Origin of the sequence: Citrobacter sp. 506 (assembly GCF_050434985.1) — a bacterium.
Lineage (GTDB): Bacteria > Pseudomonadota > Gammaproteobacteria > Enterobacterales > Enterobacteriaceae > Citrobacter > Citrobacter braakii.
Genome location: NZ_JBNDJN010000001.1, coordinates 479,165 through 500,931 on the forward strand (window position 1 = coordinate 479,165; position 21,767 = coordinate 500,931).

The following is a 21,767-nucleotide window of genomic DNA, read 5'->3' on the forward strand; positions in this document are numbered from 1 at the left end:
TGAAAAAATCATGCGTTATCCCGTTAATCTAATCCCCGCCGTGGAAGGTGGATTCGTGGTTTCTTTCCCGGATATTCCTGAAGCATTAACTCAGGGCGAAACCCGTCATGGGGCTTTGCAGGCTGCGCAGTCTGCATTGGTGACCGCTTTTGAATTCTATTTCGACGATAACGAACCGATTCCTTTACCTTCGGCGGTTGGCGCTGAAGGTGACTATGTGGAAATCCCCCTGAGCATTGCGTCGAAGGTTCTTTTGTTAAATGCCTTTCTTGAATCAAAAATCACCCAGCAGGAGCTGGCAAACAGGATTGGCAGGCCTAAGCAGGAAATTACCCGTTTGTTCGATTTAAAGCACGCGACAAAAATTGATGCTGTGCAAATAGCTGCACGCGCCTTAGGCAAGGAGCTGTCAGTAACAATGTTGTAAAACTGTTAACTATAACAGTTATAAAAAATGCCCTGATTATGTAAACTGATATATACAGTGCGTGTCACCGACACCGATTATCAGGACGAAAAATGAAAAAATACCAGCGACTGGCTGAGCAAATTCGCGATCAAATCGCGTCTGGCGTATGGCAGCCCGGCGATCGCTTGCCATCCTTGCGCGAGCAGGTGGTCAGCAGCGGCATGAGTTTTATGACCGTCGGACATGCATATCAGTTGCTGGAAAGTCAGGGCCGGATTATCGCCCGGCCGCAGTCGGGTTACTATGTTGCCGCGCGCCCTGAACGTGAGCTGGCAGCGCCGCAGGCGCAGGTGATGCGCGATGAAGCGGTGGATATCAACACCTATATTTTTGATATGCTGCAGGCCAGCCGGGATGCGTCAGTGATGCCATTTGCCTCTGCATTCCCCGATCCGCGTCTGTTTCCCCTCCAGCAGTTGAACCGCTCGCTGGCGCAGGTCAGTAAAACCGCGACCGCCATGAGCGTGATAGAAAACCTGCCGCCGGGAAATGATGAGCTGCGCCATGCCATTGCCCGCCGCTATGCTCAACAGGGGATGACCATTTCACCTGATGAAATTGTCATCACTACCGGTGCGCTGGATGCCCTCAACCTGAGCCTGCAGGCGGTTACCGAACCGGGAGACTGGGTAATTGTCGAAAACCCCTGTTTCTACGGGGCGTTGCAGGCCCTGGAGCGATTACGGCTGAAGGCGCTTTCGATTGCCACCGACGTGAAAGAGGGGATCGATCTTACCGCGCTGGAGCAAGCGTTGCAGGAGTATCCGGTAAAAGCCTGCTGGCTGATGACCAACAGCCAAAATCCGTTGGGCTTTACGCTCAGCCCAGAGAAAAAGGCGCACCTGGTCTCATTGCTGGAAAAATATCATGTAATGCTGATAGAAGATGATGTCTACAGCGAGCTGTACTTTGGTCGCGAAAAACCACTGCCTGCCAAAGCCTGGGATCGCGCCGACAGCGTTTTGCATTGTTCGTCTTTCTCGAAGTGCCTGGTGCCCGGATTTCGCGTGGGCTGGGTGGCGGCCGGGAAGCATGCTCGACGTATTCAGCGACTCCAGCTCATGAGCACGTTATCCACCAGTTCCCCCATGCAGCTTGCGCTCGTGGATTATCTGTCAACCCGGCGCTATGACGCGCATCTGCGCCGCTTACGCCGTCAACTGGCGGAACGCAAACAGCAGGCCTGGCAAACGTTGCTGCGCCATCTTCCGGCGGAAGTCAAAATTCACCATAACGACAGCGGCTATTTTCTGTGGCTGGAACTGCCAGAACCGCTTGATGCAGGCGTGCTCAGCACCCAGGCACTGGCGCACCATATCAGCATTGCACCGGGAAAAATGTTTTCGACCTCGGGGAGCTGGACTCGTTTCTTTCGCTTTAATACCGCATGGCACTGGGGAGAGCGTGAGGAACAGGCTGTGAAACAGCTGGGAAAATTAATTCGCGAGATGATGAAATAAAACGTAACGCGCTATTCAATATAAAAGAATAGCGCGTTCTTATTTTCGAAATAGAGAATACCTAACCCCGATGTTATTTATATCGGGTGCTACCATACAAAAAATCAATAGTTCTTACTATTGCCACCGTTGCACCTAACTCCTTGTCTATACTTCAGAAGATTAAAGCTCCCGATCAGCGTCAGTAGCGTAATGAGCGTTAGCTCACAACCTGATTAAATTTCCTTGCGCCAGCAGGAACGCTTACAACACCCCGACTATTTTTAGGAAAGGACATATATTTACGGCAAGGCTGCCGCTCAATATTTTTTAGACAGGAGTAAGACGTTATGAGCAAGCAGTTTGCCCTCAGTAGCCTGTGCGCACTCAGTATGACGCTGATGACTGCACAGGCAGCCGAACCCCCGACATCCTTAGATAAACCGGAAGGCCGTCTGGATATTATTGCCTGGCCGGGCTACATCGAACGTGGACAGACCGATAAACAATATGATTGGGTCTCGCAGTTTGAAAAAGATACCGGCTGCGCGGTCAATGTTAAAACAGCGGCCACTTCTGATGAAATGGTCAGCCTGATGGCAAAAGGCGGCTACGACCTGGTTACCGCTTCCGGTGATGCCTCCTTGCGTCTGATTATGGGAAAACGCGTTCAGCCGATTAATACCGCGCTGATCCCTAACTGGAAAAGCATCGATCCGCGCGTGGTAAAAGGCGAGTGGTTTAACGTTGGCGGAAAAGTTTACGGCACACCGTACCAGTGGGGGCCAAACCTGCTGATGTACAACACCAAAATTTTCCCAACGCCGCCGGATAGCTGGAACGTGGTATTTGTTGAGCAAAAACTTGGGGACGGAAAAAGCAATAAAGGGCGCGTTCAAGCCTACGATGGCCCGATCTATATTGCCGATGCTGCATTATTCGTTAAGGCGACTCAGCCGCAACTGGGCATTACCGATCCCTATCAGCTCACCGAACAACAGTATCAGGCGGTGATCAAAGTCCTGAGCGATCAACACGCGCTGATCCATCGCTATTGGCACGATACCACCGTACAAATGAGCGACTTCAAAAACGAAGGTGTGGTGGCGTCCAGCGCCTGGCCTTATCAGGCGAACGCCCTGAAAGGAGAAGGCCAGCCTATTGCCACGGTCTTCCCAAAAGAAGGGGTTACCGGATGGGCTGATACCACCATGCTGCACAGCGAAGCCAAACACCCGGTGTGCGCTTACAAATGGATGAACTGGTCATTAACCCCGAAAGTTCAGGGCGACGTCGCAGCCTGGTTTGGTTCTCTGCCAGTCGTGCCTGAAGGTTGTAAAGCCAGCCCGCTGCTGGGTGAAAAGGGCTGTGAAACCAACGGCTATAGCTACTTTGACAAAATTGCCTTCTGGAAAACGCCGATCGCAGAAGGTGGCAAATTCGTTCCTTACAGTCGCTGGACGCAGGATTACATCGCCATTATGGGCGGTCGTTAATTCCGCTGGGGGTTTTATGACGTACGCAGTGGAGTTTCATAACGTCTCGCGTCTGTACGGGGATGTTCGTGCAGTTGATGGGGTGAGTATTGCGATTAACGACGGTGAGTTTTTCTCTATGCTGGGGCCATCCGGCTCCGGCAAGACCACTTGTCTGCGCCTTATTGCAGGGTTTGAGCAACTGTCAGGCGGCGCAATCACCATTTTTGGTAAGCAGGCCAGCGAATTGCCGCCCTGGGAACGGGACGTCAATACGGTATTTCAGGATTATGCGCTATTCCCGCATATGTCGATTCTCGACAATGTCGCCTACGGGCTGATGGTCAAAGGTATTGATAAAAAACAGCGTCACGCTAAAGCACGTGAAGCGCTGGATAAGGTTGCGCTCGGTTTTGTTTATGAACGCAAACCATCGCAACTCTCCGGTGGTCAGCGGCAACGCGTAGCGATTGCCCGCGCGCTGGTCAATGAACCGCGCGTCCTGCTGTTGGATGAACCGCTCGGGGCATTGGATCTTAAGCTGCGTGAGCAGATGCAGCTGGAACTGAAAAAGCTACAGCAATCCCTGGGTATCACCTTCATTTTTGTCACCCACGATCAGGGTGAAGCCCTGTCGATGTCCGATCGTGTGGCGGTGTTTAATAATGGCTGCATCGAACAGGTGGATTCTCCGCGTGAACTGTACATGCGTCCGCGCACACCGTTTGTGGCAAGTTTCGTCGGGACGTCAAATGTTTTTGATGAAACGATGTCAGCGAACGTTTGCGGGCTACAGGGTATGTTTTCCCTGCGTCCGGAACACATTCGCTTGAATGATACCAGTGGCGAAGTCCAGGCCCGGGGGGTTATCCAGGCGGTGCAGTACCAGGGCGCGGCGACACGTTTTGAGCTGAAACTTGTTGGCGGTGAAAAATTGCTGGTTAGCCAGGCGAACCTGACGGGAGAAATGCTGCCGACAACGCTGTCGCCGGGTCAACAGGTGATGGCATCGTGGTCACGCGACGTGATGGTACCGCTGGTTGAGGAGAGGTGAATGGCTATGAATGTCTTACATTCGCCTCCACAGTCGACAAGTCTGAACCGGATCTCAGGGTTCTTCTGGCGTAATCCGGGTCTGGGGCTGTTTTTGCTGCTCCTCGGACCGCTGATGTGGTTTGGGATCGTCTACTTCGGCTCATTACTGACGCTGTTGTGGCAAGGTTTTTATACCTTCGATGATTTCACCATGTCGGTCACACCCGACCTGACGCTGGCGAATTTGCAGGCGCTGTTTAATCCCGCCAACTACGACATCATTTTGCGTACCCTGACGATGGCGGTGGCGGTCACCATTGCCAGCGCGATTCTGGCGTTTCCGATGGCGTGGTATATGGCGCGATATACCAGTGGCAAAATGAAAGCCTTTTTTTACATTGCTGTGATGTTGCCGATGTGGGCCAGCTACATTGTTAAAGCCTACGCATGGACGTTACTGTTGGCTAAAGACGGGGTGGCGCAGTGGTTTTTAACCCATCTGGGGCTGGAGCCGCTGCTGCTTTCGTTCCTGACGCTGCCTGCGGTAGGCGGGAATACGTTGTCGACTTCAGGGTTAGGGCGTTTTCTGGTGTTCGTCTACATCTGGCTGCCGTTTATGATCCTGCCGGTACAGGCCGCGCTGGAGAGACTTCCGCCTTCGCTCTTACAGGCCTCCGCTGATTTGGGCGCTCGTCCGCATCAGACTTTCCGCTATGTGGTCCTGCCACTGGCGATACCCGGTATCGCGGCAGGGTCGATCTTTACCTTCTCTCTGACGTTGGGCGATTTTATCGTGCCGCAACTGGTGGGACCGCCAGGCTATTTCATCGGCAATATGGTGTATTCGCAACAAGGGGCGATCGGCAACATGCCGATGGCGGCGGCATTTACTCTGGTGCCGATTGTGTTAATCGCACTGTATCTGGCGTTCGTGAAGCGTCTGGGAGCTTTCGATGCACTCTGAACGCGCGCCCTGGTTACTCAAACTGGCGGCATGGGGCGGGGTTATTTTCCTGCACTTTCCCATCCTCATCATCGCCACCTATGCTTTTAATACTGAGGAGGCTGCTTTTAGTTTTCCACCGCAGGGGTTAACGCTGAAGTGGTTTAGCGTTGCGGCGCAACGTAGCGATATTCTGGAATCGGTGACGTTGTCACTTAAAATCGCTGCGTTGTCGACGGCCATTGCTCTTGTTCTGGGGACGCTGGCCGCTGCCGCACTGTGGCGCAGGGACTTTTTTGGTAAAAGCGCAATATCGCTGTTGCTGCTGTTGCCGATCGCGCTGCCGGGGATTATTACCGGTCTGGCGCTACTGACGGCGTTTAAAACTATCAACCTGGAACCCGGTTTTCTCACCATCGTGGTCGGCCATGCGACGTTTTGCGTGGTGGTGGTATTTAACAACGTCGTGGCGCGTTTTCGCCGTACCTCATGGAGTCTGGTTGAAGCGTCTATGGATCTTGGCGCCAACGGCTGGCAAACCTTTCGTTATGTCGTGCTGCCAAATCTGGCGTCGGCACTGCTGGCGGGAGGGATGCTGGCGTTTGCTTTGTCGTTTGATGAAATCATCGTGACAACGTTCACCGCCGGACATGAAAGAACACTTCCTTTGTGGCTGCTCAATCAACTGGGTCGACCACGAGATGTGCCTGTCACCAACGTTGTGGCATTGCTGGTAATGCTGGTGACAACACTGCCAATTTTAGGGGCCTGGTGGCTAACGCGTGAAGGCGACACTCTCGCCGGAAACGGTAAATAAACGACGATATGGGAAATTGCTATGCAACATCAATTACTGATTAATGGCGAGCTGGTCAACGGTGAAGGTGAAAAGCAGCCAGTCTATAACCCTGCCACTGGAGAACGCATTCTGGAGATTGCCGAGGCGTCAGCCGGGCAGGTTGATGCGGCGGTACGTGCAGCAGACAGCGCATTTGCCACCTGGGGACAAACCACACCGAAAGTCCGTTCCGAACTGCTGCTGAAACTGGCGGATGCTATCGCCGATAACGCGCAAACCTTCGCTGAGCTGGAATCGCTTAACTGTGGTAAGCCGCTGCACTGTGTCCTTAACGATGAAATTCCGGCAATCGTCGACGTTTTCCGCTTCTTCGCCGGGGCAGCTCGTACCCTGCAAGGACAGGCGGCTGGAGAGTATCTGGAAGGGCATACGTCGATGATTCGTCGGGATCCGCTGGGCGTGGTGGCCTCTATCGCGCCGTGGAACTACCCGCTGATGATGGCGGCGTGGAAGCTGGCACCGGCGCTGGCGGCGGGTAACTGTGTGGTGATTAAACCGTCAGAAATTACCCCGCTAACGGCACTTAAACTGGCAGAATTTGCCAAAGATATTTATCCGCCTGGCGTTATCAACGTGTTGTTTGGCCGTGGCAAAACGGTGGGTGACCCGCTGACCGGTCATGAAAAAGTCCGGATGGTTTCCCTGACCGGCTCCATTGCGACCGGTGAACACATTATCCAGCACACCGCGCCTTCGATTAAGCGCACACATATGGAGCTGGGCGGCAAAGCCCCGGTCATCATTTTTGATGATGCTGATCTGGATGCTGTGGTGAGCGGCGTGCGAACCTTTGGGTATTACAACGCCGGGCAAGACTGTACCGCCGCTTGTCGAATCTATGCCCAGAAAGGCATTTATGACGCGTTGGTTGAGAAACTCGGTGCCGCGGTTGCCAGTCTGAAAATCGGTGCACCGAATGACGAATCGACGGAGCTGGGGCCGGTAAGCTCGCAGGCGCACCTCGATCGCGTGACTAAAGCGGTCGATGAAGCCAAAGCACTGGGGCATATCAAAGTCATCACCGGTGGTAAAAAAGTGGACGGCGCAGGCTACTATTTTGCTCCGACGCTGCTGGCCGGGGCGAAGCAGGAAGATGCTATCGTGCAGCGGGAAGTTTTCGGTCCGGTGGTCAGCGTCACCGTATTTGAGGATGAAGATCAGGTGCTGGCGTGGGCTAACGATTCGAAATACGGCCTGGCATCCTCCGTCTGGACTCGGGATGTGGGGCGCGCGCATCGATTTAGCGCCCGCCTGCAGTATGGTTGCACCTGGGTCAATACCCACTTCACGCTGGTCAGCGAGATGCCGCACGGCGGACAAAAACAGTCTGGTTATGGCAAGGATATGTCGGTTTACGGGCTGGAAGATTACACGATTGTTCGCCATGTCATGATCAAGCATGAGTAATATCTTAAGCGCGAGCGATAAATGCGGCACGGATAGCTAAATACTGGCAAACGTGTGTCTATATTATTCGCGCCACTGGCCTCGTCGCCATCGGACGGCGGTAAGTTGGAAATATCCGCGAGGTCAGGCTAATTGATACAACAAAGCCCCGGCTTATTAATGTCAGGGCTTTGTGCTTTCAGGATCGTCATCCGGTTATCCGCGGCGCAAGCTGCAAATCCAGGCGAGTAGCGCACAGACGCTCAGAACCAGCCCCAGTTGTTGCACCATGCCTGCCACCCCCAGCATCATTCCCAGCAACAGGTAATAGCTTAATCCGAATAATGCACCGGCGGCCCCTGCCTGTTCACGATAGTGGCGTAGGGCCTGACTCAGCACATTAGGGATCGCGATGCCATAGGCAATCACCGCGCCGAAAACCGGTATCAGAATCCACGCGGAGTGCTGTAACCACCACGCGGCGAGGCCTGACAATGCTGCCAGCGCACAGGCATAACGTACCCTCTGTTCCGACGTCAGGTCTGTCGTCAATAATCTCCGGTTCAGCAGGCTGCCCGACAGCGAAGCAAACGCAAGTAATCCCCCCGTCCAGCCAAAGGCTCTGGAACTCCATCCCAATTGCCCGAAAAGAAACGGAGCCAGGCTGTAATAGCTAAACAGCATGGTGTTCAGCAGCGCAACCAGCATGGTATTTTTCCACAGCTCGCGGTCACGCATCATGCGGGAGAGCAGTGCAGCAAGGCTGGGGCTGAGCGTATTTTCGGGCCGGGTTTCTGGCAGCATGGTCGCAGTCAGTAGTAGCAGTAGCAGCGCCAGCAGCACAAGGGCAATAAATACACCGGTATGACCATACAGGCTAACCAACCAACCTCCGCTTAGCAGGCCGAAAACGGGACTCAATGCCAGCGCAGCGCCCATCACGGAAAAGACGCGGGATAGCGCAGTTGATTCATAAGTGTCCCGTAACATGGTCTGTACCACCACTGACCCGGCAGCCGCGCCGATGGCTGAGATCATCCGCGCCAGCAGCAAAACGCTGAAGTCAGTGGCAACCACGGCCAGGGCACAACCTGACCCATAGCAGATAAGTCCTGCCAGCATCGCCCAACGTCGACCGAGGCAGTCGCTCAGCCAACCCCACATCGCCACGCCGATGGCGAAGGCAATAAAATAAACGGAGAGTGTTTGCGCCGCGCGCTCACTGCTTACGTGAAAAGACGTGGCGATTCCTGGCAATGCCGGGCTATAAATGGTTTCCACCAGTTGCGGAAACATAATCAGCAAAGTAAGAAGCCACAGCGGCGGGCGGCGAAGAGTGTTCATAGCAATATCCAGAGAGACAGAAAACTGGCGGGCATTATTGCTGAAAGGGAGGTGTCGCATTACCATTATCAAGACTTTAAATATCAACTATCGGACAGATAATGGAAATTGCCCCGGATGATGATTTCGATGCGGATAGCTTTGATAAACCGGTAATCGGGATTGCCTCCGAGATGGGCGTACACGATTCAGGCCGGCATCGCCATCTTCGTCATCAGCTACTTTTTTCGGCAGCGGGAAGCATTACGATTGAGCTGGAGCATGCCCTGTGTCTGCTACCGCCACGGCGCGCGGTCTGGATCCCGGCTGGTACGGTACATCGCGCCATAATGCGTGGGGTGATGGCTTATCGTTCGTTGTATTTTTCAACTACATTGCCGTTATCTAAGTTACCGCTGCAGATAGTCGACGTTAATCCTCTCTTTTTTGAAGTAATAGAACGTATGGCTTTCTGGCCGTGGGAAATGCCTGCCGCGCAGCAGGCCAGTCTTATCACCGTTTTTTGTGAGGAAATGCGGGCCGCCCGCAGTGAAAACTGGACGTTGCGGTTTCCCTCAGATCCACGGCTGAACGTGTGGCTTGAAGGAGTACGTATGGGCGAATTGCCACCACGACTAAATCAATTATCCCAACGGGTTGGGGCATGCGAGAGGACGATCAGTCGAATATTTACCAGGGATACCGGGATGAATTATCAGAGCTGGCGGCAGCAATTTAGACTATTAAAAGCCATGGAGATGCTGGCTGACGGGGGGCAGATCAGCCAGGTGGCGCAATATCTGGAATTTGTCAGTGACAGTGCTTTTATCGCTTTTTTCCATCAGCATACCGGCACAACACCGAGCCGTTATGCGGGCAATATAATGCCGCAGAAGGATTAGGGGGATTACATACTAAGGATAATTTACCGGGTGGCAGGAGAGTGGGAAAATCGTGTACTAATGGCAGAGAGAAGAGCCTCTCTGCCAGCAGACGCTGCAATTAATCAAGAAGAACGACATCAAGCAAACCAGCCAAACCTTGCGGAAATCAGACTGAAAAGTCCTACAGCAGCAAATATATTTATCAGCACCACAGTTTTACTGGAAACATTCATTTGTGCCACCTTTCGTTTTAACCCTTATGGGTATAGTACGGGTTATAACTATCCGCAATAGTACGGATTCTGAACATAATGAAAACGGCTTGTTTTACCGGCGTTTCTCTTAAAATAATTAATAAAACTTGATGTGGGTCATGAAAAAGAGCATATTGCGCGCGATTTTACCTTTCGGCCCGGATGCCTGACATGTCTCTGTACCAAAAAATGTTGGTTTTTTATGCGGTGATGGCCGTTATCACGGCAATCATCACCTGGTTTCTTTCCCGCGATAAAAAGCGGATTCGTTTTCTCAGCGCGGTATTAGTCGGGGCGACCTGGCCGATGAGTTTTCCCGTCGCGTTAATGTTTTCTCTCTTCTGATGACGGCGTAAACGCCGTTTCAGGAGGAAAGCAGGGCATCTAATCGTTTTTTGTCGGCTGCGCAAACATCCTGCGGATGCTGATATCCCACGTTTTCATTGGCGCGGGTATACAAAGCGACCAGCCAGTCGTAAACGTAACGGCTTGCGCCATGCGAAGGTTGTTCATCCAGTATCGTCAACCGTAACATCGGCTGTTGCGCCGGGGCACTAAAAATAGCCGATCCTTTTTGGATCCTGCTGGCCGGACGCTGTTCCTCTGCCACGCTGGCAAATCCAAGCCAGGTAATAAAATCCCCAATATCGGCGTGAAGCTGCGCGGCGCAGACGTTTTCTCGCTGCATAATGCGCTGTAAGCGTTGCGGCATTTCCAGCCGATAGCTGGTGGTGACGAGGATATCGGCAACCTGCCTTAGCGTACGCGGCTCGAGACGTAAACGGCGCGCATTATTTTCATCGCGACACCACTGGCGCACGTGGTTAACCCACATTTTGTGTGCCTGATACCCGGTCTCTTTGCTTTCCGGCGAGTGCGGTGTGTCACGCACCTCGGCAAACAGGTCAATCTCTTCATTAAATAATCCGCTCACCTGTTCCTCGCGCGGCTGCTGAACACGCAGCAGCGACTCAAAGAGGCGCATCGGCGGAAGCAAACCGTCCAGGAGTTCGCCATGCTTTGCCGCCTGGGCCTGGAGCTGGCGGATCACCGACTCATTGCTACCCGATTCGGTTTCAACGGGGTTAATCCAGCCGATCAGGGTTTCGCGTACACGCTGCTGGTGCTGCTCACGCAGGGAGGTCAATCTCGCCTGGCGTTGCTGGGGCGAGGTTGCCTGAGTCAGCCATTCGACGAGGCGTTGTAAGCTGTGTTTATCCAGCGCCTGCAGCGTGCCCCAGTGCAGTCCGGGCTTGCCCATTAATTGCTGCACAGATTCATCAAGATTTTGCTGAGTGCTAAACCGCGCATCCTGCGGAGTAATGGCCCAGACCACTCCCGGCAATGCGGCGTCATGTACGGGCTGAGTATCGTTAACCCAGCCCAGTAGCTTGCGGGTGATGGCGGGCGTCTGGGAGCGGGTAGAAACCGCATTACAGATTAAAAGTACATCCGGTTGCAGATGCTGGCGATAATGTTCCAGCATCCAGCCTAATTTGGCCTGCCACAATGGATGGGGATGAACATCCGGGGCGAGGGGAATATCCAGCAGATCGACATTCTCCAGTACCGCGTCTTCAACCGTCAGGACCAGCTCGCGCGTGAGCAGCGCCAGCGAAGCCTGAGAAAGGCTGACCGCATTGAGCAACTGATCATTTTCTATTGGATGAACCACCACATCGCTTTGCGCCTCATTCCCGTTCAATGCTACCTGAGTCAGGAAACTCTCGGCAGGTAAACCAAAATGGTCAACCAGCAGGCTCAGCGGAGCCGCGAGTTCTTGCGCGCTCCCGGTTTGTTGCAGCGTATGCGCCAGCGCCAACCACTGTTGCGTCAACTCTGGTTGTTCTCCCCACAGTAACGCCCAGGCGTTTGCCCGGGTAGTCAGATCCAGAGCGGGTAGCAGCGTGGCAAACTGATGCCATAGCGCGTCGTCAAATTGCTGCTGTCTGGCCGGTACGCAGGCGCGCCAGAAACGGCCAATTGCCGCGACATCCTGCGCGGTAATGCCCGGCACCGGATGACGCTGGCGCAACGTTTGCCATTTTTCCAGGCGCGCCTCAATAATCGATTTCTCGACCTGGCGGTTGTCCGCAAGCGCACAGAACTGGGTAATAAATAGCTGTACCAGTTCGGCTTCACTGAGTAGCCGCAGGCGCAACGGCCATTCACCATCGAGCGGATTTTCATCACGCGTAAAGCGGATCGCCATATTGGTTGGCGCATGACCAGGATTAATATGTGAAAAGTAATCAAAGCTGCGATCCGGGGTAACGATATTCACTTTGCCATTGGCGTTGCTGCACAATGCTGTGAGCAGGTGCGCTTTTGCCGATTGCGAATGTCCGTAAAGCCCAACGCATCCTCGCGATGAAAAGGTCGTCTTCAACGCAGATTCATTAACGGCGGCCAGGGTGAGCTGTGCCAACAGGGCATCCGCTTCATCATCAAGACGCGCCGCACGCTGACGGGTATCAGTTACCCACTCGATGGCGGCCTGCGCGGTGTTTAACATCTTACTCATTTCAGGTACACGCTCCCGCTATCAATCCAGTAATGGCTCCCGCTATGGCGTCGGTCTGCCAGCGTATTCAGTTTTAACGTTAAGGCATTGGCGGCAACGGGAGTGCCATCCTGTAACCACGCATCGCTCAGTACGAAAAATTCCGGGCCGCTTTCTTTGCTACCACCGCGTAGCTGCAGCCGTACATTCAACACGCCATCTCCGGCGATGGTTTTTGCCAGTTCGGCAGAATTTATGCTGAGCGTATACAGCGGTGTGGCAGGCCAACGGCTGTTGGCCAGTTGACGGAAACCTAACGTAACGTTGCCGCGCAATGGGAAGTGCAGGCGGGCATCCAGTTTCGCGCCGGGCTTATCCAGATCGATATCGTGATACCAGATGTTCTCATCGCGCAGCGTATTGACAGTATTATCCAACACGCCGAGATAACGTACGGTCGAGTAAGCGCCGATATCGGCAGCTTTAAAGTTGAAACGCGGCAAGCGTAGATCCAGCGCCAGGCTACACAACATGGCACCAACTGCTGCGGTGGATTTGGGGTTACCAATCCGCCCTTGTTGGCTGAACGGATACCACTCATGTACGCGGTAGTTATCCATCCAGATCATACGATTAACCGGAACGGGCTGCAGATGGCGGATCAACGCCTGTACGCCAGGTAAACAGGCGGGTCTGCCGGTCACTAATAAAATATCGCAGCGATAGTGTGAAATGGCCTCACAGACCGCGTGCAGTGGGGAGGTCAGGGTAAACTGGCCCGCCAGTAACGCTTCTTGTAACTGCCTGAACTGCACCTGTAACGGCACGCTCAACACATCAAACGCTGGCGATCCCGCAGGTAACGCATGATCGATAGCCTGCTGGATGTAATTCAGTACGTTGCGCGTTGGTTGCTGGCTCAGGAGTTCGCCAAAGGTGGCATGCAGACCCGCTACCGGATCGTTAATATCACTTTGTTCCCAGGCTGAAAGTACCGCATGACCGAGCGGCATAAAGAGTTGTAACGCCGTTTGTTGACGCAAAATCGCCTGGGTGTCGATGCGCCCGGAATCGCCAAATAGCGTAGCCAGCAATGCGGCGGCGTCGGTCACGCCAGCCTGTTGCAGACGGGTTTGCAGCGCAGGCAACACGCAACGCTGAATCACGTCCAGCAGCATGTCATCGCCCGCAACCTTAAAGCCTTCACGGAACAGCAGGTGCGGGGTAATTTTGACGTTTGTACCCACGCCGTCATCAAGCTGGTAATGGACGACGGCCATATCCGTTGTCCCGCCGCCAATGTCGATCGATGCCACGCGCAGCGCACGACCTTTAGTCTCACCAGGCTCCGGCAAACGGTCCGGGCGGGCAAGGGCGTTAAAGAACGACTCGGTGTGACCATCGTAGTGAGAGATAGCTTCGTTATACAGCCACACCAGTTGCCCGCAGCTGGCCTCATCCCATTCCATCTGGATCTCAGGTACGGGAACCACGCTCTTTTCCTGCTGTTTACGGGTGGTGAAGTCTTCATCCTGCGGGTGCCAGCCCATTGCTTTCCAGACCAACGCAATAGCTTCAAACATGCGCAGGCGGAAAATCTCACGCTCCTGTTTGGGCATCGCCGACGGCAGGGTCAGGATCAGCGTACGCAACTGACGAGGAGATGCCGGGAATCCGAGGCGCAAACGCGTCGCCACGCTGTTAATTTGCCCCAGCGCCTGGGCCAGTATTTCGCACAACATATGCGTCATCAGCGTACTGCGGCTGTATTGCGGTGAGAATACCGGCAGACGATCATCCTGCGGCAGGCTGAACAGCGGTTGCCCGTCATCGTTCATCAGGTTCATCAGCGGGAATGCGGTAGCCAGTGGTTCGCGCTGGGTTTTGCCATTCATCTGGCTAAAGCGCCAGTCATGCAACACCGGCGTTTCGTCCCACAGATAACGGCGCGGGCTGGAGATCCCACTGCTGCCTTCAGTGCCCATGCGCTGCATCGCCAGCTTTCGGGCTTCATCGCCAACGCGGACAATCGACGGCCAGATAAAGGCATCATCACGACCGCTCTCCACGGAAAAGTGCTGCTTACCAAAACGCGCTTCGGAAAACTCCAGTCGGCTGGTGAACAACGGATCGTTGAGAAACTGTGGCTCGCTTAACGAACGCACCTGCAATTCGGCTGTCTGGCGCAGTCCGTCATTGGCATCCCCGTGATCTTCAATCAGGACGCCACAGGTATGGGTGTTACCGATATCCAGGATAAGATCAACGGGAATGGCGGGCGTGCTGAGGGTATGCGTGACCAGTTTCACTTCCGGGACGGAAAGCTGCTCGCCTAACAGGGTCAGCACATTCAGCCAGTGCGCCTGATATTCAAAGTTACGCAGCGCCTGCTGGATCTCTTGTTCTGAGCGGTTCTCAAGCTGTGTGACATGATGCATAAAGGATTCGCGCAACCAGCCGTCAATCCAGGTCTGGTCGAGGAAATCGGCAATTTCGTTGTCATGCCAGGCCAGCGCAAATCGCGTACCGTTCAGCAGGTCATTTTCGTTGGGGGTTAACGCCGCAGGGGCATTTTCAGTGAGCTGGCTGTCCAGCGCCACGGTGACGCGGTGGGTGTTGCCCGCGCTGTCAGGTTGCGCCAGCTTCCGCACCTGTACGCGCGCCCAGTTATCCGGGCCTTCAACGAACGTACGCGGCGGATTAAAGCGCAGGAACGGCAGCGGCAGCCAGACACCGTCGAGCACGTCCAGCGAATAATGCAGCTTCTGGGTGCTTTCCGGCTTCACCACTTCGGGCTGACCGCCGGTGCTGCCTGGTAAGGTATAACGTCCGGTTGTCAGATCGAAATCCAGCCGCAGCAGGGGACCGTTTGCCGTTTTGCGCACAAAGCGGCCATGGTGCGCAGATTCCTGCGGCGTCAGGCCAAAATCCAGAAATTGCACACCGCTATTGGCGATGAGCGTCACGCTCTGTTTGTAGTCACACAGATTCACCAACATAAAATCAGGCACCTATCTTTTTGATCGTCAGAGGGATTTCCGCGTGATCGTCATAACGTGCGGTACAGGCTGCGACGTCATTGGTTCCCGCTTTGCAGGTAATTTCCGGCATCGGATAACGTGACCCGTCCGTACAACGGGCATTCCCGCGACTCTTAATCATTAATTCACCTGACTGATGCAAACCGGAGAAAATCTCGGCACGACAAACAATATTGTCGCCATGAACCACGCGCGCCGTGCCTTTATTGGCCTGGATCTGATAGCGCAGCGACGGCGCTTTACCGCTAACCGGATCTTTAACATCAACCATTACGCGCCAGTTACCGTTGAGAAAACGCGTCGTTCCTGCCTTCATCTGGTTGGCATCCATCACCAGCGCATCTTTTGGAATCGCGGCGATCACGACCGGTCCTTCGACAGGTTTTTCTTTTTTCGCAGCCGGAACCACTTCAGCCCGATGCAACGGCAGTGCAGATGTCAGTTCTGGCAGCGGTGCTATATCTGCCTTAGCGACATCTCTTGGGGGAACAGCGGGTACGGGCTGGGTGGTCTGTTGCTTCCACAGCAGCGGCCCAACCATGGCTGCAATGATCACCGCGGCAACGGGCAGGCTCCATAACGGCAGGCGGCGTGCGGGTTTCTTCTGTGCGAGCGGCGGCGAGACTTCCGGTTCGTTAACAACGACCGGGGGTTGTGGTTCAGGTTCAGCCGGTTTAGCTAGCTCAACCACTGGAGTCAGCAAAGGTGCCTCGGCCTCGGCGAAGGTGATTTGGGCAGTGATTTCTTCTTCCGGCTCAGGCTCCGCTACGGTGACGACTGGAGGAATATCGGCAAGGCGCAGGCAATCGAGCACATCGTCGCGAGGATTTTCATTCAGATTGACGAAACCCCAGAACGTAATAACGGGTTTACCTTCAACCAGAAACACGTGATTCTCACCAGGAAACTGGATGGCTTTTTCCAGCAGTGAGCCAAACAGTTGCAGGGAGGTTTTACCCGATTGCAGACTTTTACGGCTCAGCGCCGCCGCATTTTCCAGCGTGTTCCCCAGATAGCGCAGCGCACGAAAACGGGCCTCTTCATCAGCGGCTTTCCATGCAACGGCTTTCCCTTCAATCGGCGAATACCAGTCAACGCGATCGCCGTTGTCGTTAATTTGTGGGATCGCCAGACAATCCACCATCGCCTGCTGTTTACGCAGGCGAAGCGTTTCACGAATTTGCAATGCTGAATCAAACACGGCCTGACCACCGCCGCCCACGGCCTGATAGTCATCCAAATTGCCGCTGCGCAAGAGTGTTTTTGCCACGTTGTTACCCCTTAGACTTCTTCACGTATCTACTTTACGTTTTATAAAAACGGGCAAACGGTGGAAGAGAGGCAAAAAGGGGCGAATTTTCATGGCATAGAGTGCCGGGAAAAATCTTGACGTTTTGAAAAAGACTTAAGGGAAATTAATCCGCTTAGGGTGATGAATTATTCAGCGAAATACACCGGATTAGAATAACCTGATAGTGATTTGTTATTGGTCAGTTTTTGTCAGCTATGCTCTGATATCCCGGTTAATAATAAAATAAGAAGGCTTATAACCATGATTGCAAGGAAAACGTTACTCGCGCTGGCGCTCAGCGCCGTCTTACCATCAGGCGCGGCGTTCGCGGCCAATACTGACACTCTCATTTACTGCTCAGAAGCGTCGCCAGAGTCATTTAACCCGCAAATCGCCAGTTCCGGTCCATCGTTTGTGGCCAGCTCACAGGTGCTCTACAACCGACTCATCAATTTTGATCCGGTAAAAAATACGCCAGTTCCGTCTCTGGCAACGGACTGGACGATTTCGCCGGACGGTAAGACCTACACTTTTACCCTGCGTCAGGGCGTGAAATTCAACAGTAATAAATTCTTCAAACCAACCCGTGACTTCAACGCTGATGACGTGGTTTTCTCGGTATTACGACAGAAAGATGCCGATCATCCATACCACAAAATTTCTCAGGGAAGCTACGAATACTTCAACGATGTCGGTCTGGATAAACTGATTAAAGAAGTGAAGAAGGTCGATGATTATCACGTTCAGTTTATCCTTAATGAACCTAATGCCGCGTTTCTTGCCGACTGGGGAATGGATTTTGCCTCCATCCTCTCTGCGGAATATGCCGACGTGATGCTGAAAAAAGGCACCCCGGAAAACGTCGATAACTGGCCAATTGGCACCGGGCCATACGTGTTGCAGCAGTACAAGCAGGATTCGCAAATCCGCTATCTCGCCAACCCGAACTACTGGGACGGCGCCGTCCCCACGAAGCACCTGATCTTCTCAATCACGCCAAACGTTCAGACCCGATTGGCGAAACTGCAAACCAATGAATGTCAGATAATTCCGGCGCCTGCGCCCGTACAGTTTGACGAGATTAAGAAGAATAAAGATTTGACGCTGCATTCGGTTGAAGCGCTGAACGTCGGGTATCTGGCGTTTAATACCGAGAAAAAACCGTTTAATAACGTGCTGGTGCGTCAGGCGCTTAACTACGCGACAGACAAAAAGGCCATTATTAACGCCGTCTTTTTAGGTTCCGGTACGGTGGCAAAATCGCCAATTCCGCCGAATATGTTGGGGTTCAATAAAGATCTGCAGGATTACGCTTACGACCCGCAAAAAGCGAAAGATCTGCTGAAACAGGCGGGACTGGAAAACGGCTTTGAAGCGACGCTGTGGTCAATGCCGGTTCAGCGCCCATACAACCCGAACTCCCGACGGATTGCCGAGATGATCCAAAGCGACTGGGCGAAGGTTGGCGTGAAGGCGAAAATTGTGTCGTACGAGTGGGGCGAATATCTCTCCGGAATGCGTAAAGGTGAGCATGACACCGCGTTGTTCGGTTGGATGTCAGACAACGGCGATCCGGACAACTTCGCCGATGTACTGCTGGGCTGTGACAGCATTAAAACCGGATCTAACGCCGCGCGCTGGTGCGATAAAGAGTATAATTCGCTGGTTCAAAAGGCGAAACTGGTGAGTAAACCGGAAGAACGCGCCGCGCTTTACCAGCAGTCGCAAGAGATTTTCTACCAGCAGGCTCCGTGGATTGCGTTGGCAAACGGGAAAACGTTTTACGCGACGCGCAGCAACGTCAGCGGATACAGCGTTAGCCTGATGGGCAGCGATTTTTCAAAAGCAAAATTAAATTAATGAGTTAAGGAGAGGTTATGTCGCATCTGGATGAGGTCAGCGCACGTGTTGATGCCGCCATTGAAGAGAGCGTCATTACGCATATGAATGAATTGCTGATTGAACTCAGCGATGATGTCGTGCTGAGCCGGGAAGAACGTTACACCCAGCAACAGCGTTTGCGTACGGCTATCGCACATCATGGCCGTCAGCATAAAGAGGATATGGAAACCCGTCGCGAACAGTTGACCAAAGGCGGCACAATCCTTTAATTCGTTGTTGCCAGATGGCGAAGTAACACCTTATCCGGCCTGCATGTTCAGGCCGGATAAGCGCAATTAAAACGAACGTCTCGCCACCAGCCAGGCCCCAACAACCAGCAGCACCGCGCCGCAGACCGGCCCCACCAACGCCCGCAGCGGCACGCCATGACTGCGCAGAATATCCAGCACCAGTCCGCCGATTAACTGGCTGGCCACCAGCACCGCGATAGTGGTTGCTGCGCCCACATTTTGGTATCCACTGATGCTGGCAAAAACAAAGAACGATCCTAGCAAACCAGGGATTAGCGTCCACCAGCGCACGCTGGAAACCAGTTCCCCAAACCCCGCCATACCTTGCTTAAACCACAGTATGCTGACAAACAGCACGATCCCGACCAGAGAGTTAAGTAACATGGCGATGAGGATCGTCGAGGACGTCTGCGTGATGCGTACCATCAAGGTATTTTGCACCACCAGACCAATACCTGCGGCAATCAGAAAGGAGAGGGTTAGCGTCTGGTTCATCTGCTGGCATCCGGTTCGCGGCGATCGTCTAACTGCAACTGCATAAAAGTCAGATCCAGCCAGCACCCAAATTTCGTGCCAACCTGTGGCATTTGCGCGGTGGTTTTAAAACCCAGCATGCTGTGCAGATGCAGCGACGCCTGATTCTGAGACTCAATGCCCGCAACCATCACATGCTTGCCGCACGCGCGGGCTTCTTCTATTAACCTGCTGAGCAGCGCTCGTCCCAGGCCTTTACCCTGATGGGCAGGATGGACATATACCGAATGTTCAACGGTATGACGGAATCCATCAAAGTTACGCCAGTCGCCAAAGGAGGCGTACCCTGTAATCACGCCATTCTCTTCACTCACCAGCACCGGATAGCCCATCAACTGGCGGGCTTGATACCATGAGATACGGTTTTCGGCATCGACCGTTTGATCGTTCCAGATAGCCGCCGTATGCAGTACCGCGTGGTTGTAGATTTCTGCAATGGCGGCACAATCTTCTTTGCTGGCAAATCGAATGGACATGTTGAACCTCAGGGGTTGTTCACTATAGTATTACAATATGAATACTATTGAAGACAGCATAAATCAACGGATCGGTGCAAGAATTCGCATTGAGCGGGAGTCTCGCGGCTGGTCTCTGACGGAACTCGCTGAACGCGCAGGCGTGTCGCGGGCGATGATCCATAAAATAGAGCGCGGTGAGAGCAGCCCAACGGCCACGCTGCTGGGCAGGCTCTCCGGTGCCTTTGGTATCAGCATGTCTATGCTGATGGCGCGGGCCGAAATGCAGGAGGGCAAGCTGCTGCGCTTCGCTGATCAGCCTGTCTGGCACGACCCGCAAAGCCACTATCTGCGCCGCCACGTTTCACCGCGCAGCGATCTGCCTATTGATCTGGTGCAGATAGAATTGCCTGCCGGAAGCGATATCCCGATGCCAGCCTCTTCCTACGTGCAGGCAAGACAACTTATCTGGCTACAGCAGGGGGAATTGGTCTTTGTGGAAGGGGACGTGCGTCATGAAATGCGGGCTGGCGATTGCCTGGAGCTTGGCCCGCCGAATGATTGTCGGTTTATCAATGAAACCGCACAACCCTGCGTTTACCTGGTTGTGCGGTTAAATCATGTCGTCAGCTAACTGGCGGACACAGGCTGCTACTATTGATGGAATCATGCCAAAAGCAGAGGAGCACATCATGGGTCAACAGACTAATCGCAATCGCCGCTGGGTACTGGCTTCCCGCCCGCATGGCGCGCCGGTCCCGGAAAACTTCCGTCTTGAAGACGATGAGGTGGCAACGCCGGGTGAAGGCCAGGTTTTGCTACGCACCATTTTTCTTTCCCTCGATCCCTACATGCGAGGACGCATGAGCGATGAGCCGTCTTACTCCCCGCCGGTAGAGATTGGCGGCGTGATGGTTGGCGGGACCGTGAGTCGCGTGGTGTCCTCCAACCATCCTGATTACCAGCCAGGCGAGTGGGTGCTGAGCTACAGCGGCTGGCAGGACTATGACATCTCCGACGGTAACGGGCTGGTGAAGCTTGGCGATAATCCCGAACATCCCTCCTGGGCGCTGGGAGTGATGGGGATGCCAGGATTTACTGCTTATATGGGGCTGCTGGATATCGGTCAGCCAAAAGCGGGGGAAACGCTGGTTGTGGCCGCCGCCACCGGCCCGGTTGGCGCAACGGTAGGGCAGATTGGTAAGCTCAAAGGCTGCCGGGTGATCGGGGTTGCAGGCGGGGCAGAGAAATGCCGACATGCCACCGAGGTATTAGGCTTTGATGTCTGCCTCGATCACCACGCACAAGATTTTGCGCAACAGCTGGCAAAAGCCTGTCCGCAGGGGATCGATATTTACTACGAAAACGTCGGCGGCAAGGTATTTGACGCCGTTCTGCCATTACTCAATACCTCTGCGCGCATTCCGCTGTGCGGACTGGTCAGCGGTTACAACGCCACATCGCTTCCAGGCGGACCCGATAGATTACCTTTGCTGATGGCAACGCTGCTGAAAAAGCGAATTCGGATGCAGGGCTTTATCATTGGTCAGGATTATGGTCACCGCATTCAGGAGTTTCAGCGGGAGATGGGGCGCTGGGTTAAAGAGGGAAAAATCCATTACCGCGAGCAAATCACCGACGGTCTGGAAAATGCGCCGCAGACCTTTATCGGCCTGCTGACCGGCAAAAACTTCGGTAAAGTGGTGATTCGTCTTGCAGACGATGCGTAAAACGGATGGCGGGA

At 53.9% G+C, this 21,767-nt stretch carries 20 protein-coding genes; 13 read left to right on the top strand and 7 right to left on the bottom strand.

All coding sequences use genetic code 11. The annotated features are described in order from the left end of the window. Positions 1-10 precede the first annotated feature (10 nt). The 7 genes from ABIE10_RS02460 to patD all read left to right on the top strand — a co-directional run bounded on the left by ABIE10_RS02460 (position 11) and on the right by patD (position 7,627). Positions 11-427, top strand: a complete 417-nt coding sequence (locus ABIE10_RS02460) for a type II toxin-antitoxin system HicB family antitoxin (protein WP_131341011.1) — start codon at positions 11-13, stop codon at positions 425-427. Positions 428-519: 92 nt separating this feature from the next. Continuing rightward, a complete protein-coding gene (locus ABIE10_RS02465; RefSeq protein ID WP_153690353.1) occupies positions 520-1,929 on the top strand; it encodes a PLP-dependent aminotransferase family protein in 1,410 nt (469 codons plus the stop codon). A 329-nt stretch (positions 1,930-2,258) separates the two neighbouring features. Continuing rightward, entirely contained in the window at positions 2,259-3,404 is a 1,146-nt protein-coding gene (gene ydcS / locus ABIE10_RS02470) for a putative ABC transporter substrate-binding protein YdcS (protein WP_047417375.1), read from the top strand. Positions 3,405-3,420: 16 nt separating this feature from the next. Beyond that, complete coding sequence (locus ABIE10_RS02475; RefSeq protein ID WP_429154599.1) at positions 3,421-4,437, top strand: ABC transporter ATP-binding protein; 1,017 nt, start codon at positions 3,421-3,423, stop codon at positions 4,435-4,437. Further along, entirely contained in the window at positions 4,438-5,382 is a 945-nt protein-coding gene (locus ABIE10_RS02480) for an ABC transporter permease (RefSeq protein ID WP_016153152.1), read from the top strand. Further along, complete coding sequence (locus ABIE10_RS02485) at positions 5,372-6,178, top strand: ABC transporter permease (RefSeq protein ID WP_003020204.1); 807 nt, start codon at positions 5,372-5,374, stop codon at positions 6,176-6,178. Before ABIE10_RS02480 ends, ABIE10_RS02485 begins: the two co-directional genes overlap by 11 nt. Positions 6,179-6,199: 21 nt before the next feature. Further along, the gene (gene patD / locus ABIE10_RS02490) at positions 6,200-7,627 is read left to right on the top strand and encodes an aminobutyraldehyde dehydrogenase (protein ID WP_016156580.1); all 1,428 of its coding nucleotides are present in this window, start codon (positions 6,200-6,202) and stop codon (positions 7,625-7,627) included. 195 nt (positions 7,628-7,822) lie between these two features. On the opposite strand, the gene ABIE10_RS02495 is transcribed toward patD, so the two are convergent. Continuing rightward, complete coding sequence (locus ABIE10_RS02495; RefSeq protein ID WP_200100676.1) at positions 7,823-8,950, bottom strand: multidrug effflux MFS transporter; 1,128 nt, start codon at positions 8,948-8,950, stop codon at positions 7,823-7,825. A 101-nt stretch (positions 8,951-9,051) separates the two neighbouring features. On the opposite strand from ABIE10_RS02495, the gene ABIE10_RS02500 reads away from it, so the two are divergent. Then, positions 9,052-9,831 (top strand): AraC family transcriptional regulator, encoded by a 780-nt coding sequence (locus tag ABIE10_RS02500; RefSeq protein ID WP_259688565.1) that lies wholly within the window; start codon positions 9,052-9,054, stop codon positions 9,829-9,831. Positions 9,832-9,950: 119 nt separating this feature from the next. Here ABIE10_RS02500 and yncL read toward each other — a convergent pair whose 3' ends face one another. After that, positions 9,951-10,046, bottom strand: coding sequence for a stress response membrane protein YncL (gene yncL, locus ABIE10_RS02505; protein ID WP_071524268.1), 96 nt, complete (start codon positions 10,044-10,046; stop codon positions 9,951-9,953). Between the two features lie 192 nt (positions 10,047-10,238). Here yncL and ABIE10_RS02510 point away from each other — a divergent pair, with 192 nt between their 5' ends. Next, positions 10,239-10,412: a GhoT/OrtT family toxin gene (locus tag ABIE10_RS02510; RefSeq protein ID WP_003020198.1), complete on the top strand. Its 174-nt coding sequence runs from the start codon at positions 10,239-10,241 to the stop codon at positions 10,410-10,412. Between the two features lie 19 nt (positions 10,413-10,431). On the opposite strand, the gene ABIE10_RS02515 is transcribed toward ABIE10_RS02510, so the two are convergent. The 3 genes from ABIE10_RS02515 to ABIE10_RS02525 are packed head-to-tail and all read right to left on the bottom strand — an operon-like array spanning position 10,432 to position 16,881. Beyond that, the gene (locus ABIE10_RS02515) at positions 10,432-12,591 is read right to left on the bottom strand and encodes a virulence factor SrfC family protein (RefSeq protein WP_429154605.1); all 2,160 of its coding nucleotides are present in this window, start codon (positions 12,589-12,591) and stop codon (positions 10,432-10,434) included. Then, positions 12,588-15,569, bottom strand: coding sequence for a virulence factor SrfB (locus ABIE10_RS02520; RefSeq protein WP_047499137.1), 2,982 nt, complete (start codon positions 15,567-15,569; stop codon positions 12,588-12,590). The genes ABIE10_RS02515 and ABIE10_RS02520 overlap by 4 nt, the downstream gene beginning before the upstream one ends. A gap of 4 nt (positions 15,570-15,573) precedes the next feature. After that, positions 15,574-16,881, bottom strand: a complete 1,308-nt coding sequence (locus ABIE10_RS02525) for an SrfA family protein (protein WP_429154607.1) — start codon at positions 16,879-16,881, stop codon at positions 15,574-15,576. A gap of 282 nt (positions 16,882-17,163) precedes the next feature. Here ABIE10_RS02525 and ABIE10_RS02530 point away from each other — a divergent pair, with 282 nt between their 5' ends. Together ABIE10_RS02530 and ABIE10_RS02535 are read left to right on the top strand one after the other, a co-directional pair. Continuing rightward, positions 17,164-18,762 carry an ABC transporter substrate-binding protein gene (locus ABIE10_RS02530; protein ID WP_103766319.1) on the top strand — a complete coding sequence of 533 codons (1,599 nt, stop codon included), beginning with the start codon at positions 17,164-17,166 and terminating at the stop codon, positions 18,760-18,762. A 17-nt stretch (positions 18,763-18,779) separates the two neighbouring features. Beyond that, positions 18,780-19,013 carry a YdcY family protein gene (locus ABIE10_RS02535; RefSeq protein ID WP_016153143.1) on the top strand — a complete coding sequence of 78 codons (234 nt, stop codon included), beginning with the start codon at positions 18,780-18,782 and terminating at the stop codon, positions 19,011-19,013. 66 nt (positions 19,014-19,079) lie between these two features. Here the strand turns inward: ABIE10_RS02535 and ABIE10_RS02540 are convergent, their stop codons facing one another. Together ABIE10_RS02540 and ABIE10_RS02545 are read right to left on the bottom strand one after the other, a co-directional pair. Next, positions 19,080-19,529, bottom strand: a complete 450-nt coding sequence (locus ABIE10_RS02540; protein WP_016156572.1) for a DMT family transporter — start codon at positions 19,527-19,529, stop codon at positions 19,080-19,082. Further along, complete coding sequence (locus ABIE10_RS02545; RefSeq protein WP_429154611.1) at positions 19,526-20,044, bottom strand: N-acetyltransferase family protein; 519 nt, start codon at positions 20,042-20,044, stop codon at positions 19,526-19,528. The genes ABIE10_RS02540 and ABIE10_RS02545 overlap by 4 nt, the downstream gene beginning before the upstream one ends. A 37-nt stretch (positions 20,045-20,081) precedes the next feature. Between ABIE10_RS02545 and ABIE10_RS02550 the strand changes: the two genes are divergently transcribed. Both ABIE10_RS02550 and ABIE10_RS02555 read left to right on the top strand, forming a co-directional pair. After that, on the top strand, positions 20,082-20,657 hold the full coding sequence (locus ABIE10_RS02550) for a helix-turn-helix domain-containing protein (protein ID WP_016153140.1): 576 nt from the start codon (positions 20,082-20,084) through the stop codon (positions 20,655-20,657). A gap of 58 nt (positions 20,658-20,715) precedes the next feature. Further along, positions 20,716-21,753: an NADP-dependent oxidoreductase gene (locus tag ABIE10_RS02555; protein ID WP_016156570.1), complete on the top strand. Its 1,038-nt coding sequence runs from the start codon at positions 20,716-20,718 to the stop codon at positions 21,751-21,753. Positions 21,754-21,767: the final 14 nt, after the last annotated feature.

What these genes read in the sequence shown, in the direction of transcription:
- ABIE10_RS02460 (WP_131341011.1), top strand. Translation starts at nt 11, where the DNA reads ATGCGTTATCCCGTTAATCTAATCCCCGCCGTGGAAGGTGGATTCGTG.
- ABIE10_RS02465 (WP_153690353.1), top strand. Translation starts at nt 520, where the DNA reads ATGAAAAAATACCAGCGACTGGCTGAGCAAATTCGCGATCAAATCGCG.
- ydcS (WP_047417375.1), top strand. Translation starts at nt 2,259, where the DNA reads ATGAGCAAGCAGTTTGCCCTCAGTAGCCTGTGCGCACTCAGTATGACG.
- ABIE10_RS02475 (WP_429154599.1), top strand. Translation starts at nt 3,421, where the DNA reads ATGACGTACGCAGTGGAGTTTCATAACGTCTCGCGTCTGTACGGGGAT.
- ABIE10_RS02480 (WP_016153152.1), top strand. Translation starts at nt 4,438, where the DNA reads ATGGCTATGAATGTCTTACATTCGCCTCCACAGTCGACAAGTCTGAAC.
- ABIE10_RS02485 (WP_003020204.1), top strand. Translation starts at nt 5,372, where the DNA reads ATGCACTCTGAACGCGCGCCCTGGTTACTCAAACTGGCGGCATGGGGC.
- patD (WP_016156580.1), top strand. Translation starts at nt 6,200, where the DNA reads ATGCAACATCAATTACTGATTAATGGCGAGCTGGTCAACGGTGAAGGT.
- ABIE10_RS02495 (WP_200100676.1), bottom strand. Translation starts at nt 8,950, where the DNA reads ATGAACACTCTTCGCCGCCCGCCGCTGTGGCTTCTTACTTTGCTGATT.
- ABIE10_RS02500 (WP_259688565.1), top strand. Translation starts at nt 9,052, where the DNA reads ATGGAAATTGCCCCGGATGATGATTTCGATGCGGATAGCTTTGATAAA.
- yncL (WP_071524268.1), bottom strand. Translation starts at nt 10,046, where the DNA reads ATGAATGTTTCCAGTAAAACTGTGGTGCTGATAAATATATTTGCTGCT.
- ABIE10_RS02510 (WP_003020198.1), top strand. Translation starts at nt 10,239, where the DNA reads ATGTCTCTGTACCAAAAAATGTTGGTTTTTTATGCGGTGATGGCCGTT.
- ABIE10_RS02515 (WP_429154605.1), bottom strand. Translation starts at nt 12,591, where the DNA reads ATGAGTAAGATGTTAAACACCGCGCAGGCCGCCATCGAGTGGGTAACT.
- ABIE10_RS02520 (WP_047499137.1), bottom strand. Translation starts at nt 15,569, where the DNA reads ATGTTGGTGAATCTGTGTGACTACAAACAGAGCGTGACGCTCATCGCC.
- ABIE10_RS02530 (WP_103766319.1), top strand. Translation starts at nt 17,164, where the DNA reads ATGATTGCAAGGAAAACGTTACTCGCGCTGGCGCTCAGCGCCGTCTTA.
- ABIE10_RS02535 (WP_016153143.1), top strand. Translation starts at nt 18,780, where the DNA reads ATGTCGCATCTGGATGAGGTCAGCGCACGTGTTGATGCCGCCATTGAA.
- ABIE10_RS02540 (WP_016156572.1), bottom strand. Translation starts at nt 19,529, where the DNA reads ATGAACCAGACGCTAACCCTCTCCTTTCTGATTGCCGCAGGTATTGGT.
- ABIE10_RS02545 (WP_429154611.1), bottom strand. Translation starts at nt 20,044, where the DNA reads ATGTCCATTCGATTTGCCAGCAAAGAAGATTGTGCCGCCATTGCAGAA.
- ABIE10_RS02550 (WP_016153140.1), top strand. Translation starts at nt 20,082, where the DNA reads ATGAATACTATTGAAGACAGCATAAATCAACGGATCGGTGCAAGAATT.
- ABIE10_RS02555 (WP_016156570.1), top strand. Translation starts at nt 20,716, where the DNA reads ATGGGTCAACAGACTAATCGCAATCGCCGCTGGGTACTGGCTTCCCGC.